At 60.1% G+C, this 14203-nt stretch carries 14 protein-coding genes; 5 read left to right on the top strand and 9 right to left on the bottom strand.

Going from position 1 to position 14203, the window contains the following annotated elements:
• Positions 1–169: 169 nt before the first annotated feature.
• Positions 170–1858 (bottom strand): long-chain-fatty-acid--CoA ligase FadD2, encoded by a 1689-nt coding sequence (fadD2, locus tag AC3WWR_RS02405; protein ID WP_033044979.1) that lies wholly within the window; start codon positions 1856–1858, stop codon positions 170–172.
• 227 nt (positions 1859–2085) lie between these two features.
• On the opposite strand from fadD2, the gene AC3WWR_RS02400 reads away from it, so the two are divergent.
• Entirely contained in the window at positions 2086–3030 is a 945-nt protein-coding gene (locus tag AC3WWR_RS02400; RefSeq protein WP_179055422.1) for an alpha/beta hydrolase, read from the top strand.
• A 41-nt stretch (positions 3031–3071) separates the two neighbouring features.
• A complete protein-coding gene (locus AC3WWR_RS02395; protein WP_008056792.1) occupies positions 3072–3542 on the top strand; it encodes a MaoC family dehydratase in 471 nt (156 codons plus the stop codon).
• Positions 3543–3661: 119 nt separating this feature from the next.
• On the opposite strand, the gene AC3WWR_RS02390 is transcribed toward AC3WWR_RS02395, so the two are convergent.
• The 4 genes from AC3WWR_RS02390 to AC3WWR_RS02375 form a co-directional block, all read right to left on the bottom strand.
• Complete coding sequence (locus tag AC3WWR_RS02390) at positions 3662–4525, bottom strand: efflux RND transporter periplasmic adaptor subunit (protein ID WP_020797025.1); 864 nt, start codon at positions 4523–4525, stop codon at positions 3662–3664.
• 10 nt (positions 4526–4535) lie between these two features.
• Positions 4536–4742: a DUF1656 domain-containing protein gene (locus tag AC3WWR_RS02385; protein WP_020797026.1), complete on the bottom strand. Its 207-nt coding sequence runs from the start codon at positions 4740–4742 to the stop codon at positions 4536–4538.
• Entirely contained in the window at positions 4729–6717 is a 1989-nt protein-coding gene (locus AC3WWR_RS02380) for an FUSC family protein (protein ID WP_151140700.1), read from the bottom strand. The genes AC3WWR_RS02385 and AC3WWR_RS02380 overlap by 14 nt, the downstream gene beginning before the upstream one ends.
• A gap of 160 nt (positions 6718–6877) precedes the next feature.
• Positions 6878–7345, bottom strand: coding sequence for a ferritin-like domain-containing protein (locus AC3WWR_RS02375; RefSeq protein WP_020797028.1), 468 nt, complete (start codon positions 7343–7345; stop codon positions 6878–6880).
• 204 nt (positions 7346–7549) lie between these two features.
• On the opposite strand from AC3WWR_RS02375, the gene AC3WWR_RS02370 reads away from it, so the two are divergent.
• On the top strand, positions 7550–7786 hold the full coding sequence (locus AC3WWR_RS02370; protein WP_008056784.1) for a DUF3820 family protein: 237 nt from the start codon (positions 7550–7552) through the stop codon (positions 7784–7786).
• Between the two features lie 24 nt (positions 7787–7810).
• The gene (locus AC3WWR_RS02365) at positions 7811–8992 is read left to right on the top strand and encodes an aminotransferase class V-fold PLP-dependent enzyme (protein ID WP_033044990.1); all 1182 of its coding nucleotides are present in this window, start codon (positions 7811–7813) and stop codon (positions 8990–8992) included.
• A gap of 209 nt (positions 8993–9201) precedes the next feature.
• Here the strand turns inward: AC3WWR_RS02365 and AC3WWR_RS02360 are convergent, their stop codons facing one another.
• The 3 genes from AC3WWR_RS02360 to zwf are packed head-to-tail and all read right to left on the bottom strand — an operon-like array spanning position 9202 to position 12054.
• A complete protein-coding gene (locus AC3WWR_RS02360) occupies positions 9202–9867 on the bottom strand; it encodes a bifunctional 4-hydroxy-2-oxoglutarate aldolase/2-dehydro-3-deoxy-phosphogluconate aldolase (protein ID WP_020797030.1) in 666 nt (221 codons plus the stop codon).
• Between the two features lie 17 nt (positions 9868–9884).
• Positions 9885–10598, bottom strand: coding sequence for a 6-phosphogluconolactonase (gene pgl / locus AC3WWR_RS02355; protein WP_020797031.1), 714 nt, complete (start codon positions 10596–10598; stop codon positions 9885–9887).
• Positions 10585–12054 (bottom strand): glucose-6-phosphate dehydrogenase, encoded by a 1470-nt coding sequence (zwf, locus tag AC3WWR_RS02350; protein ID WP_020797032.1) that lies wholly within the window; start codon positions 12052–12054, stop codon positions 10585–10587. The genes pgl and zwf overlap by 14 nt, the downstream gene beginning before the upstream one ends.
• A 228-nt stretch (positions 12055–12282) precedes the next feature.
• Between zwf and AC3WWR_RS02345 the strand changes: the two genes are divergently transcribed.
• Positions 12283–13143 carry a MurR/RpiR family transcriptional regulator gene (locus AC3WWR_RS02345; protein ID WP_173667176.1) on the top strand — a complete coding sequence of 287 codons (861 nt, stop codon included), beginning with the start codon at positions 12283–12285 and terminating at the stop codon, positions 13141–13143.
• A 145-nt stretch (positions 13144–13288) separates the two neighbouring features.
• On the opposite strand, the gene AC3WWR_RS02340 is transcribed toward AC3WWR_RS02345, so the two are convergent.
• A complete protein-coding gene (locus tag AC3WWR_RS02340; protein ID WP_492598430.1) occupies positions 13289–14143 on the bottom strand; it encodes a D-hexose-6-phosphate mutarotase in 855 nt (284 codons plus the stop codon).
• Positions 14144–14203: the final 60 nt, after the last annotated feature.

Below are 14203 nucleotides of genomic sequence, written 5' to 3'. Positions count from 1 at the left end.
TGCTAATCGGTCATTTTAGAGCAAAAAACCTATATGTCGCTGAAAGCCCCGTAAATCGGGGTATCAAAGCAAAAGATCGCAGCCTTCGGCAGCTCCTACAGGGATCGCGTTCCATTGTAGGAGCTGCCGAAGGCTGCGATCTTTTGGGATCGCCTCAATTTATTGGCGGTTATGCGATATCCCGCAACTCCCGCCGCAGAATCTTGCCGACCGGCGTCATCGGCAGCGATTCACGCAAGACGATGTGCTTGGGCACTTTGTATGCCGTGAAGTTTTCCTTGCAGTAGGCCTTCAGCTCTTCAAGGCTGACCCCTGCCTCACGAGCCACCACGAACAACTTCACCGCCTCGCCCGAACGCTCGTCCGGCACACCGATCACCGCGCAGTTGGCGACTTTCGGGTGAGCCATGACCACGTCTTCGATTTCGTTCGGGTACACGTTGAAACCCGAGACGATGATCATGTCCTTCTTGCGATCGACGATGCGCACAAAGCCGTCCGGGTCGATCACCGCAATGTCACCCGACTTGAACCAGCCCTCGGCATCCAGCACTTCGTTGGTCGCTTCGGGTTTCTGCCAGTAGCCCTTCATGATCTGCGGGCCCTTGATGCACAGCTCGCCCCGCTCGCCCAATGGCTGCTCGACCCCTTCGTCGTTGATCACCTTCAACGTGGTGCCCGGCACGGGCAGGCCGACCGTGCCGATGCGCGACTGGTCGCCGTACGGGTTGGTGCAGGCCACCGGCGAGGTTTCGGTCAGGCCGTAACCTTCGGTGATGCGGCAACCGGTCAACTGCTCCCAGCGCTCGGCCGTGGCCTTGACCAGTGCGGTGCCGCCGGAGTTGGTGAGTTTCAGGCTGGAGAAGTCGAGGGTCTTGAAATCCGGGTGGTCCATCAGCGCGACGAACAGCGTGTTGAGCCCCAGCAATGCCGAGAACCGCCAGTTTTTCAGCTCCTTGATGAAGCCGCCAATGTCCCGCGGATTGGTGATCAGCACGTTGTGGTTGCCGGTCACCATCATGCACATGCAATTGGCCGTGAAGGCATAGATGTGGTACAGCGGCAGCGGTGCAATCATCACCTCCTGACCTTCGCGCAGCAGCGCCTGGCCGTCGGCCGCGAACTGGCTAAGGCAGGCCCGCGCCTGCTGCATGTTCGCCACCAGGTTACCGTGGGTCAGCATCGCCCCCTTGGCCAGGCCGGTGGTACCGCCGGTGTATTGCAGCACGGCAATATCCTTGAGGCCGGCGTTCAGCGGCTTGATGCTCTTCCCTTTGCCCTGATGCAAGGCGCTTTTGAAGGAAATGGCCTGGGGCAAGGAATAGGCCGGGACCATTTTTTTCACCTTGCTCACCAGCGTATTGACCAACCAGCCCTTGGCGGTGGGCATCAGGTCGCCCATCTTCGCTTCGATCAGGTACTGGATGTCGGTGTCCGGGAGCACTTCCTGGACCTTGGCCCCGAACATGTTCAGGTACACCAGTGCCCGGGCACCGGAGTCCTTGAACTGATGGCGCATCTCCCGCGCGGTGTACAGTGGGTTGGTGTTGACCACGATCAGCCCGGCGCGCAAGGCGCCGAATACGGCGATCGGGTATTGCAGGACGTTGGGCATCTGCACCGCGATGCGATCCCCCGGCATCAGGTCGGTGTGAGCTTGCAGGTAACCGGCGAACGCTGCGCTGTAGCGTTCCAGTTCGGCGTAGGTCAGGGTGACACCCATGTTGCTGAATGCCGGGCGATCCGCGAACTTCTTGCAGGAACGTTCGAACACCTCGATGACCGACTTGTATTCAGCGACATCAATGTCCAGGGGTACGCCGGCCGGGCGTTTGTCATTCCAGAAATCAGGTTGCATTGTTCTTGTCCTCTTTACCTGAACCTATCCGGGGCCGCTGCCCTGTCATTTCGCAACAACAGAACGCGGAGCTTCACGGACACTAGCAGCTATGGTGAATCAGGCAAATATGGGCCAAGGCGTCATTGATCGTGTGAATCTTCCCGCCGTGGCGTGGGCTGATGCCAGCGGCTTTATGCGCTATACAATGCAACCACCTCGCGCACCCTGCATGGAAAGGAATCGCCATGATCCACGACACGTTCTGGCTGACCACCAGTGACCGCAACCGCCTCTTCGCCAACCAGTGGCTACCTGCTGGCGAGCTCAAGGCCGTGATTTTGCTGGCTCACGGCATGGCAGAACACAGCGGCCGCTACGCGCGCCTGGCGGAAAAATTCTGCGAGCAGGGCTACGGTATCTACGCGCCGGACCTGCGCGGACATGGCAAAACTGCCGAAAACGGGACGCTCGGCCATTTCGCCGACAGTGACGGCTGGGCCAAAGTGGTGGGTGACCTGGCGTGCCTCAACCAACACATCGGCCAGCAACACCCCGGGGTGCCTATCGTGCTGCTTGGGCACAGCATGGGCAGCTACATCGCCCAGGCCTATCTGTTGCATCACAGTGCCAGCCTGCACGGGGCCATTCTCAGCGGTTCGAACTTCCAGCCGGTGGCGCTTTATCGTGCAGCCCGGCAAATCGCCCGTGTCGAACGCCTGCGCCAGGGCCCCAAGGGCCGCAGCGCCCTGATCGAATGGCTGTCGTTTGGCTCGTTCAACAAAAAATTCAAACCGGCGCGCACCCGCTTCGACTGGCTCAGCCGTGACCCGGTGGAAGTCGACCTGTACGCCAACGATCCGCTGTGCGGCTTTCGTTGTACCAACCAGCTTTGGATCGACTTGCTCGGCGGGTTGCAGCAAATCAGCAAAGCGTCCAATCTCGCCCAGATCGATCCGGGCCTGCCGCTGCTGGTGATTGGCGGCGAATGTGATCCGGTGAGTGAGGGCAAGCGTCTGAAGGATCTGGCCAACGCGCTGCGCAAGGCTGGCAGCCAGAACTTGCAACTGACCGTTTACCCGCAGGCGCGGCACGAACTGTTCAATGACATCAACCGTGATGAAGTGACGAGCGACGTGTTGGCCTGGATCAACCAGGCGTTGAGCAGTCCACGACCACACCGAACCGAATAGTTTTTTGTGAATTTTTTAATTCGTCACAGGAATCGAGAGACATGACCCAGGTTACCAACACCCCTTACGAAGACCTCGAAGTCGGCCAGACCGCCAGCTTCAGCAAAACCGTTGAAGAGCGCGATATCCAGCTGTTCGCCGCGATGTCCGGCGACCACAACCCGGTGCACCTGGACGCCGAATACGCCGCCAGTACCATGTTCAAGGAGCGAATCGCCCACGGCATGTTCAGCGGTGCACTGATCAGTGCCGCGGTGGCCTGCGAGCTGCCTGGGCCGGGCACTATCTACATCGGCCAGCAGATGAGCTTTCAGAAGCCGGTGAAGATTGGCGACACCCTGACGGTGCGCCTGGAAATCCTCGAGAAACTGCCGAAGTTTCGCGTGCGCATTGCCACTCGCGTGTTCAACCAGCGCGATGAGCTGGTGGTGGACGGCGAGGCGCAGATCCTCGCACCGCGCAAGCAACAGTCGGTGACCTTGACCGAGTTGCCGCCGATCAGCATTGGCTGACGTGTCGTTATGATCGTTCCCACGCTCCGCGTGGGAATGCCTCAACGGACGCTCCGCGTTCGGCTTTTTGGGACGCAGAGCGTCCCGGGCTGCATTCCCACGCGGAGCGTGGGGAACGATCAGTGTGAACCCTCCTGCACCTGCACGCTCGCCGTCATCCCCGCACTCAAGTTGAGCCCCTCAGGCACGTTCTCCAACTTGATGCGCACCGGTATCCGTTGCGCCAGCCGAACCCAGTTGAATGTCGGCTCCACCTCTGCCAACAACTGGCCATCCGGCGTGGTATTTCGGTCGGCAATCCCCCGACTGATGCTTTCCACCCGCCCCTGCAAGGCATCCCCGGCGCTCATCAACCAGACTTTCACCGGGTCGCCGACATGGATGCGCGGCAGTTTGGTTTCTTCGAAATACGCCTGCACATAAAAGGTCGAGTCATCGATAAGGGCCATCACCGATTGCCCAGCATTCACATAATTGCCTTGGGCCAGGCGCAGGTTGGTGATGTGCCCGTTGCGCGGGGCTTGCACTTGGCTGCGGTCCAGATTGATTTGCGCAGCCTTGGCTTCGGCCTGGGCTTCGCGCAGTTCGCCACGGGCGATGCCGGCGTTGATCTGCGCGTTTTCCCGCAGCTCCGCACTGATCGCCTGCGGCCCAAGACTGGCGCGCCGGCTGGCTTCGCGCTCGCGTAGATTGAGTTGTTGCTGGCGGGTCTGCACCACGGCTTCAGCCTTTTCCAACGCAGCTTCGAAACGGTCGCGGTCAATGCTCAGCAACAGGTCGCCGGCCTTGACCTGCTGGTTGTCGTAGGCCTTGAGCTCTCGCACCCAACCTGACACATCCGGGGAAATCACCACCACGTCCGCACGGATGCGCGCGTCGCGGGTCCAGGGTGTCAGCATGTAGTACTGCCACAAATGAAAACCGGCAAAAATTGCCACCGCCACCAGGCACAGGGTGACCGCGACACGTACAGAAGTACGCATATTCAACTCCTTACAAAGGTCCGAGGACGACGGTGATCACGGTCAATACGCAGACGTACAAGGCGCAATCAAATAACGCTTCATGCCAGATCCAGCGGCTCACCGGCGTCAGGCGCAACAGCAGGCGCAAGGCGCCGGTCACCAGCAGCGCCAACACCACATAAATCAGGAACGGGCTGAGCAGCACACCGCCCACTGACCACTCACGCAAGCCCATCGATGTCCTCCTGCTGGCGGCACCAGGCGCGCCAGCTGTGTTGCAATTGCAGCACCGCACCCTGGGCCAGTTTCACCGCATCGCCGGGTGGCAAGGCGTACAAGGTTTGCAGCAACGCTGCACTCGGTTCGGCCAATGCCTCGGCGCGACTGCCAGCGGGGCCTTGGCGCAGCACATTTTCCAGGTCATCGAGATAACGCCGTTGCGGCTCTGTGACCGGCACCTGCGCCACCGCCAGGCTCAAGCGCAGGTGCAACAATTCATCGCCGATGTCCAGGCCGAGCAAGCCATCGTCCCAACGACTGCGCGCTGGCTCCGGCAGTTCCGGATAGTGCCGCGCCAATTGCAGCAAGCGGTCGGCCATGCGCCCACCGAACCAGCTTTCAGCGCCCGCCAGGTTACGCCGTGTCAGGCGTACCAGATCGTCCAGGGTTGCCGCCAGCAGGCGTCGGCCATGCCAGGCCGGGTTGCGCAGGATCAGCAAGTGAAACGCCAGCACCGCCGCACCGACACCAATCACCATGGCCTGCGCGCTGTTGAAGAACGTTGCGACGTCGAACTGCATCTGGTTCAACGGGGCGACCAATACGATGAAATGCAGGCAAAACGAGGTGGCAGTAGCGCCGATCTGCGCCTTGGCCATGCCCAAGGCACCCAAAAACAGCGGTACACCCATGCCCAGGCAAAGCATCGCGAAACTGCTCCATTGCGGCAGTAGAATTTGCCCGACGATAAACGCCGCCGGAATAGCCAGAAAAATGCCGCGCATGAAACTCATGCCGATCTGCGCACCGTTCTCGCGACTGGCAAACAGGCTGCAGACCACACAGGTCAATACCAGTGCACCGGCTGCGGCGGGCCAGGCGGTTGCCAGCCAAAAGCTCGACACCACCAGGAAGGCCAATGCGCTGCGGGCGCCGAAGACCAGGGCCAGAGACAGATCGCGATGTGGCGTCAGGGTTCTCGGTGGGTCGAGTGATTGGCCGCCCTGCTCCACCACTTTCAACGCTGCGTTTGCCGCCATGGCGGTATCTATCAACAAGGTGAAACGGACCAGGCAGTAACTCTGCGCAGAACTGATGCCCGGATCATGGGAAGCATCGAGCAAGCGCGGGCGCAATGCTTGCAGGGTCGCGGTATCGGCGTTGTTCAGCGCCTCCTGAACCTCGTTCATCCAGGGCAACAACAGCTCGGACTCTGGCGGCGCCAACTGCTTCCACTGCCTGCGCACCGAACGGGCAATACGCAGCAGCATCAACAGCTTCTGGCTCAAGCCGCTGATGGCCCGCGCACGTTGCCGACCACGGCTGCCTTCGAACCAGGCATGTTCGCGCTGGGCGTCCACCGCGACGATTCGTCCGAGGATTTCCAGCAGCCCCTTGCGCGCCTGGGCATCACCGGCCAGGGTCGCCTGCGCCGCATTGAAACCGCTTTGCCAGGCAGCCCGGGCCTGATCGGCTAATTGCCGTTCGACCCGCAGCGGCCAGAGCAAGGCACTGCTGGCCGTTGCGCAGATAATCCCCAGGCAGATTTCCGTACAGCGCGCCACCGCCTGATCGAACACCGTCAGCGGATGGTTGATAGCGGGCAAGGCAATGATCGCCACCGTGTAGCCGGCCAACACAAATGAATAGGACCAGGCGCTGCGCAACAGCGTTGAACTGGCGGTACACAGCCCTAGCCACAACGCCAGGGCCAGCAAGAACAACCAGGGCGTCTGGGCGAAGACACCCATGAACACGACTGACATTATTGTCCCGACCAGGGTCCCCAGCAGCCGCGCCAGGCCCTTTTGCAGCACCATACCGGACAACGGCTGGGCCACGATGAAGGCCGTCATCAACGCCCAGGCCGGTTGCTCAAGCCCCAAGCGCAACGCCAGCCACAACGCTACGCCCCCGCCGATCAAGGTCTTGATCGCGAATTGCACGGCGCGGCGGTCGGGCAGGAACAAGGCCTGCAAAGTGATAGGCACGGAATGGACTCTTGGGAGCACGATTTAACGAACGATAGTCGGCCTGAGCCGTGTAACTTGAAAACAAATTATTAGCTAGCTATCTATATCGCGTCCAGCAGTAAATCCATAACACAAAAAAACGCCAGACTGGCTGGCGTTTTTGACAGCTAACGGACGCTTACGAGCGTGCGCGAGCCTGGTTGCGCAGGGCTTTCACCTGATCGTGATTGCGTTGTACGCCATGGTACTGACGCTCTACGAGGTCGCGAATGCCCACCAGGTTGTGCTTGTTGATTTTTTCCATGGCGTCCCTGTAGGCCTTCAGTGCATGGTCTTCACCACGCTCGGCTTCATTGAGCACGGCCTCTTCGTCCTTGCCGGTGAACATCGACTTCACGTCGACCCAGCGACGGTGCAGATCACCGCTGACACTGGTGGAAGTTTCCGGATCGCCACCCATGGAGCGCACGGCGCTTTGCAGTTCTGCAGCCGCCGCGGCACAGTCGGCCGAACGTTGCACGAACAGGGTTTTGAGCTCAGGGTGCTTGATGTCTTCAGCGCAAGTCTTGAACCCTTCCTGACCGTCCTTGCTGGTTTCAATCAGGTCGTTGAGTACAGAAATCGCTTCTTTATTCATGTCGGTCATTTTTCAATTCCTTGCGGGTTGATGAAAGATGCAATAGGTATTGCACTGGTCATGCCAGCCTGGAACCGATCGTTAATTTGTTAATTTTCAATAAGTTAGAATAGAACAGAAAATCTGTACCCGTTTTATTTGCATGATCTGTCATTTGGCCTGCATGCAGAATGCCTGTATTTTCCAGACTGATTGATTCAAGGCGACCGATTGATGAACCCTGAAAAGCTCGAATTGCTGATTACTCGCCAAATGCCCTTTGGCAAATACAAGGGGCGAATCATCGCCGACCTGCCCGGCCCCTACCTCAACTGGTTCGCCCGGGAAGGTTTCCCCCATGGCGAACTGGGTGGCTTGCTGGCCCTGATGCAGGAAATCGATCACAACGGCTTGTCCGAGTTGCTCGAACCCTTGCGCGCCAAACATGGCAAACCCGCGCCCCGTCATTGAAATCGCCCACTCATCGAGTAATCCATGCCCGACAACACCCTCCGTGCCCGTGATGAAGCTTTCTGGCGAACCTTTGCCGACCGCTACGAAGTCCAACCTGGCCCGATCAATCTGGAAAACGGTTACTTCGGGCGAATGTCGCGCACGGTGGTCGAGGAATACCAACGCAACATCGAGCTGATCAACCGCAGCAACTCGGTTTATGTGCGCCAGCGTTTCGAACAAGGCGAGAGCCAGAAGATCAGTTCGCAGGTGGCCGGTTTGATTGGCGTTGCCGCAGAAAGCGTGGCCCTCACCCGCAATGCGACGGACGGGCTGCAAGCGTTGATCCGCAACTACAACCGCTTGCAGCCGGGCGACCAGGTTCTTTTCAGCGACCTCGAGTACGACACGGTCAAGGGCGCCATGCGCTGGCTGGCGCGCAATCGAGGCGTCGAAGTGATCGAGATCGAGCACCCGCATCCCGCCAGTTTCGACAGCCTGCTGAACACCTATCGCGAAGCCTTCACGCGTTACCCGCGACTCAAGCTGATGGCCCTGACCCACGTCACCCACCGCACCGGCCTGGTGATGCCCGTCCAGGCGATTGCAGCCGCCGCCAGGGAACATGGCATCGACGTGATTCTCGACGGCGCCCACGCGTTGGGCCAGTTCGAATTCGATCTCAATGAGCTGGGTATCGACTTCGCCGCCTACAACCTGCACAAGTGGATCGGAGCGCCTCTGACCCTGGGTTTCATCTTCATCGCCCCCGAGCGCCTGGCCGACATCGACCCCGACATGGGCGAGATGCACTTCCCGGTGACCGACATCCGCGCCCGCACGCCCTACAGCACACCGAACATTCCTGCCTTGCTGACCCTGCCGCTGGTCATCGAGGAACATCATGCGATGGGCGGTTCGACAGCCAAGGGGACGCGGCTGAACTATTTGCGCAACCTTTGGGTAAAGCCAGCACGCGAACTGTCGGGCATTGAAGTCATGACGCCGGATGACCCGAGGCTGTATTGCGGCATTACGTCGATGCGCTTTGTCGCGCATGCCGACCAACAGCCGATGGTCGAACGCTTGCTGCGCGACTACAACCTGTTCACCGTGGTTCGCAGCGGTGCGGCCTGTGGTCCGTGTATCCGCATCACGCCGGGACTGACCACCACCGCGGCTGACATGATGCTGTTGACCACGGCACTGACTGAACTGCGATAACGGACCATCTGTAGGAGCAAGGCTTGCCCGCGATGAGGGCATCCCATTCAACATTGATGTCGACTGACAGGACGCCATCGCGGGCAAGCCTTGCTCCTACAGAGAAACGCGCCGATACCAGGTTTTTTTTGCGGGCAAAAAAAAACGGTGCACCGACCAAGCGCACCGTAAAGCCGTAAAACACACAACTACGTGTCAGGTAAAGCTGATCAGTCCAGCAGCGCCAAGGCCTCGGCGGTGCATTCCTGAATGCGGGCCCAGTCGCCGTTCTTGATCCACTCCGGATCGAGCATCCAGCTACCGCCCACGCACATGACGTTTTTCAATGCCATGTAGCTCTTGATATTGGCAGGCCCCACGCCGCCGGTCGGGCAGAATTTCACTTCGCCGAACGGACCGCCCAGCGCCTTGATGGCGGCGACGCCACCACTGACTTCTGCCGGGAACAGTTTGAAGCGGCGATAGCCCAGGCCGTAGCCCTCCATGATGCCCGAGGCGTTGCTGATGCCCGGCAACAGCGGAATCGGGCTGGCTACGCTGGCTTCCAGCAAGTCACGGGTGATGCCTGGCGTGACAATGAATTGCGAACCGGCCGCTTCCGCCGCAGCCAGCATGTGACGATCGAGTACGGTGCCAGCACCGGTTACCAGTTCCGGACGCTGCTCACGCAGGACCTGGATGGCCTTGAGTCCGAACTGCGAACGCAAGGTCACTTCCAGGGCGGTCAGGCCACCGGCTGCGAGGGCGTCGGCCAACGGCAGGATGTCCTGCTCGCGGGCAATGGTAATCACCGGCAGGATCCGCGCCTTGGCGCAGAGGCTGTCGATCAGGGCAACTTTATCCGCCATGGAAACGGTCGGGGATGGGTTTGTCATAGCGGCTGTTCCTTGGCTCATGGGCACCAGTAAATCTCTAACGTGGGTTGCAGAAAGGCGCGCACCGGCATTTCGGCGACATCGTCACCGGCCAGCGCGAAACTCAGGGTGGTCAACTTGGACTGACCGGAAATCGACAGAATCTTGTGTTTGGCCGAGGCCAACAGCGCACGGCTCATGGTCAGGCGTTGATGCGGTACGGTCGGTGCGAGCATCGGCCAGCATCGACGAATGCCATCCGCCTTCAAGGCTTCGTCCAGGTTCGGGCTGTTGGGGAACAGCGAGGCAGTGTGGCCGTCATCGCCCATGCCCAGCACCAGCACGTCGATCACCGGCAGTTCGGACAGCAAACGATCGGCCTGCTCGGCGGCCTGCTCCAGGTTGGCGCTGGCGCTGTACAGGCTCAGGAACTGCGCCTTGGCTGCGGGCCCCTGCAACAGGTATTTTTTCAGCAGGCCGGCATTGCTGTCGGCATGCTCGACCGGCACCCAACGCTCGTCGGCAAGGCTGACCACCACGTTCGACCAGTCCAGCGCCTGCTTGGCCAGGTGCTGGAAGAACGCCACCGGGCTGCGGCCACCGGAGACCACCAGGGTCGCCGTGCCTTGGGCCTCTATGGCATCGCTCAGTTGCTTGGCCACGTTCAGCGCCAGGCTTTCAGCCAATAGCACCGGGCTCTTGAACGCATGTGCGTGGACGCCCTTGGGCAGTTTCAAATCAGATATCGCCATACCACGACCTCCCGTCCCGCGTGATCAGAGCAATGGAACTCATCGGTCCCCAGGACCCGGCCGCGTACGGCTTGGGCGCATCACCGGATTTTTTCCACCCGGCGATCAACTGGTCACACCACTTCCACGCGGCTTCGATTTCATCTTTACGGACAAACAGGTTCTGATTGCCACGCATTACTTCCAGCAACAACCGCTCGTAGGCATCGGGGATCCGTGCGCTGCGCCAGGTGTCGGAAAAATTCAGCTGCAACGGACCGCTACGCAGCTGCATGCCCTTGTCCAGGCCTTGTTCCTTGGTCATCACACGCAAGGAAATGCCTTCGTCCGGTTGCAGGCGGATAATCAGCTTGTTGCTGATCTGCAGGCGCTGCTCGGGAGCGAAAATGTAGTGCGACGGTTCCTTGAAGTGGATGACGATCTGCGACAGCTTCTGCGGCATGCGCTTGCCAGTGCGCAGGTAAAACGGCACGCCGGCCCAGCGCCAGTTGCGAATATCGGCACGCAGGGCGACGAAGGTCTCGGTGTCGCTCTGGGTGTTGGAATTGGGTTCTTCCAGGTAGCCAGGCACCGGTTTGCCTTCGCTGTACCCGGCGATGTACTGGCCACGCACTACCTGGGTGGTCAGGCCTTCCGGGCTGATTGGCGCCAGCGCCTTGAGCACTTTGACTTTCTCGTCACGGATGCTGTCGGCGGACAGGTCGGCCGGCGGGTCCATGGCGATCAGGCAGAGCAGTTGCAGCAGGTGGTTCTGGATCATGTCGCGCAGCTGGCCGGCCTTGTCGAAGTAGCCCCAGCGGCCTTCGATGCCGACCTTCTCGGCCACGGTGATTTCCACGTGGGAGATGTAGTTCTGGTTCCACTGGGTCTCGAACAGGCTGTTGGCGAAACGCAGGGCGATCAGGTTCTGTACGGTTTCCTTGCCCAGGTAGTGGTCGATGCGATAAGTGCGGTTCTCCGGGAAGAACTGCGCCACGGCGTCATTGACCTTGCGCGAGGATTCCAGGTCCGAACCGATGGGCTTTTCCAGTACCACGCGGGTATTTTCAGCCAGGCCAACCTTGGCCAGGTTCTCGCAGATCGCGCCGTAGACCGCCGCTGGCGTGGCGAAATAGGCGATGACCCGTTGCGCACTGCCGGCCACTTCAGCCAGGGCGATGTAATCTTCAGGCTTGAGGAAGTCGACGTGCAGGTAGCTCAGGCGCGCAAGGAAACGCTCGACCACGGCTTCGTCCAGCTCCTTGGCACCGACGTAGCGGCGCAGCTCGGAGGTAATGAACGCCAGGTGCTCCTGCGCGCTACCCGGCTCGCGGGCCAGCGCGATAATGCGCGTGTCCTCGTGCAGGAGGCCTGCGCCATCGAGTTGATAAAGGGCAGGAAACAGCTTGCGCAAGGCCAGATCGCCCAAAGCGCCGAACAAGGCAAAGGTGCACGGTTCAACCGTAATCGAAGGCATGATGTTTGTTCTTTTATCAAGTTAAGCTACAAATACCTTTTTTCAAGGCATCACTCAAGGGAAAATGTAGTAATAACCACAACATTTTCGCAAAATACAGATTCCGAGTGGTGGTCGGTCGGAGCCATCAGTAGGATAGGCCACCGTTACGGGCCTCACCAAAGGCCCTTTTTGCATTAGCCGCGCGCTTATTGGCGCAGGTGAATCAAGGAAACTCATATGGACCGCGTGCGAAATTTACTGGAGCAGATCCAGAATCGCCTTGAAGAGCTGAACAAGGCCGAACGCAAAGTGGCCGAGGTGATCCTGCTCAATCCACAGCAGGCCACCCGATTCAGCATCGCCGCCCTCGCCCAGGCCGCCTCGGTCAGTGAACCGACGGTCAACCGATTCTGCCGTTCGTTCGGCGTCAGCGGTTACCCCGAGCTGAAGTTGCAGCTGGCCCAGAGCCTGGCGAGTGGCGCGGCCTACGTCAGCCGTGCGGTGGAGGCCGACGACAACCCCGAAGCCTATACGCAAAAGATCTTCGGTAGCGCCATCGCGTCCCTGGACAGTGCTTGCCAGGCACTGGACCCGAACCTGATCAGCCGCGCCGTCGACCTGTTGATCCAGGCCCGACAGATTCACTTCTTCGGCCTGGGCGCTTCAGCCCCTGTGGCACTGGATGCACAGCACAAGTTCTTCCGTTTCAACCTGGCTGTGACCGCCCATGCCGACGTGCTGATGCAGCGCATGATTGCTTCGGTTGCGCACACCGGCGAGTTGTTCGTGATCATTTCCTACACCGGCCGCACCCGCGAACTGGTGGAAGTGGCGCGCATCGCCCGGGAGAACGGCGCTTCGGTACTTGGCCTGACCGCCGAGAACTCGCCCCTGGCCAAGGCCAGTACCTTGAGCCTGAATATCCCGCTGCCGGAAGACACCGACATCTACATGCCGATGACTTCGCGGATCATTCAGTTGACGGTGCTCGATGTGCTCGCCACCGGCATGACCTTGCGCCGCGGGGTGGATTTCCAGCCGCATTTGCGCAAGATCAAGGAGAGCTTGAATGCCAGCCGGTATCCGGTGGGTGACGAGTTCAGCTGACGACAGCTTCATTGCCTGGCCCGGCCTCTTCGCGAGCAGGCTCGCTCCCACAGTGGACCTTTGTTCAACACAAATACTGTGTTCACTGAAGATCTACTGTGGGAGCGAGCCTGCTCGCGAAGGGGCCAGCCGCAACACCGCAAAATCATGCCCCAACCCGCGCCTGCAAACTCAAATACGCCCGCTCCCCAGGCTTCAGGCACAGGCTGTCGGTGCCGCCGCTAGCCGCCTCTACGCAAACGAATTCAGATATCTCATTCCAACTCACCCCCAGCAACGGCCGCGAGCCCGGATGCCAGACCACCGTGTCGGCAATGGCACCCGTATCGATACATAACGCCCGCTGCCAGGCATGGTCGTTGAGCTGCAGTTCACCGTCATGCTGGAACACCCGCTGACAACCTCCATCGACGCGCAACTCGCCTTCCTGCTGGCAAACCTGGCGGTTCAACTGGTCATAACCCTGCACACCTTCCAGCCCAGACAGCGCTATCTCACTGACATCACCAATACGCCAGTAAGCGTGCAAAGCCTGACTCAATTGGCACGGCATGTCGTCCTGATGCTCAGTGCTCAGACGTAAATCCATGCGCTCACCGAGGTGCGCGTGCAGGTCCACCTGCCAGTCGCACAGCTCAAGCTGCCAATGCAGGCGCACGCCATCGTCATCGCTACTGCTGTCGATCAGTTTCCAGTCAAGCAACCGCGCCCAACCATGGGATGGCCAGGCGTTTTCGCTTGGATGCCGGCCATACCATGGCCAGCACACCGGCACGCCACCGCGAATGGCCCCGACCTGCGGCCACTTCGCCGCGCACCACAGCCAGGGCTTCTGGCCCTTGGGCTGAAAGTGCAGCAACTGCGCCCCCTGACGACTGAACACCGCCTGACACAGCGGATGATCGATCACCAACACGTCGCGCTTCTGATAGCGCTCCCATGCGAACACCGGCCGTTCACGCAGGGATTTGAAGAAGCGTTGTAGCGGATGCTCAAGCATGTGCCACGGTCCTGAAAATCATCTGTTACCGGGGTGCGCGACCCGCAAAAAAAAGCGGAC

The organism is Pseudomonas sp. EB271-G4-1 (assembly GCF_058791355.1).
Note: the sequence above shows the minus strand (reverse complement) of the source record. Positions and strands in the feature narration are given on the sequence as shown.

Coding starts and splice junctions, on each gene's coding strand:
- zwf (WP_020797032.1), bottom strand. CDS start 12,054: ATGCCTTCGATTACGGTTGAACCGTGCACCTTTGCCTTGTTCGGCGCT.
- AC3WWR_RS02390 (WP_020797025.1), bottom strand. CDS start 4,525: ATGCGTACTTCTGTACGTGTCGCGGTCACCCTGTGCCTGGTGGCGGTG.
- pgl (WP_020797031.1), bottom strand. CDS start 10,598: ATGGCGATATCTGATTTGAAACTGCCCAAGGGCGTCCACGCACATGCG.
- AC3WWR_RS02340 (WP_492598430.1), bottom strand. CDS start 14,143: ATGCTTGAGCATCCGCTACAACGCTTCTTCAAATCCCTGCGTGAACGG.
- AC3WWR_RS02360 (WP_020797030.1), bottom strand. CDS start 9,867: ATGACAAACCCATCCCCGACCGTTTCCATGGCGGATAAAGTTGCCCTG.
- AC3WWR_RS02375 (WP_020797028.1), bottom strand. CDS start 7,345: ATGACCGACATGAATAAAGAAGCGATTTCTGTACTCAACGACCTGATT.
- fadD2 (WP_033044979.1), bottom strand. CDS start 1,858: ATGCAACCTGATTTCTGGAATGACAAACGCCCGGCCGGCGTACCCCTG.
- AC3WWR_RS02370 (WP_008056784.1), top strand. CDS start 7,550: ATGAACCCTGAAAAGCTCGAATTGCTGATTACTCGCCAAATGCCCTTT.
- AC3WWR_RS02365 (WP_033044990.1), top strand. CDS start 7,811: ATGCCCGACAACACCCTCCGTGCCCGTGATGAAGCTTTCTGGCGAACC.
- AC3WWR_RS02395 (WP_008056792.1), top strand. CDS start 3,072: ATGACCCAGGTTACCAACACCCCTTACGAAGACCTCGAAGTCGGCCAG.
- AC3WWR_RS02400 (WP_179055422.1), top strand. CDS start 2,086: ATGATCCACGACACGTTCTGGCTGACCACCAGTGACCGCAACCGCCTC.
- AC3WWR_RS02385 (WP_020797026.1), bottom strand. CDS start 4,742: ATGGGCTTGCGTGAGTGGTCAGTGGGCGGTGTGCTGCTCAGCCCGTTC.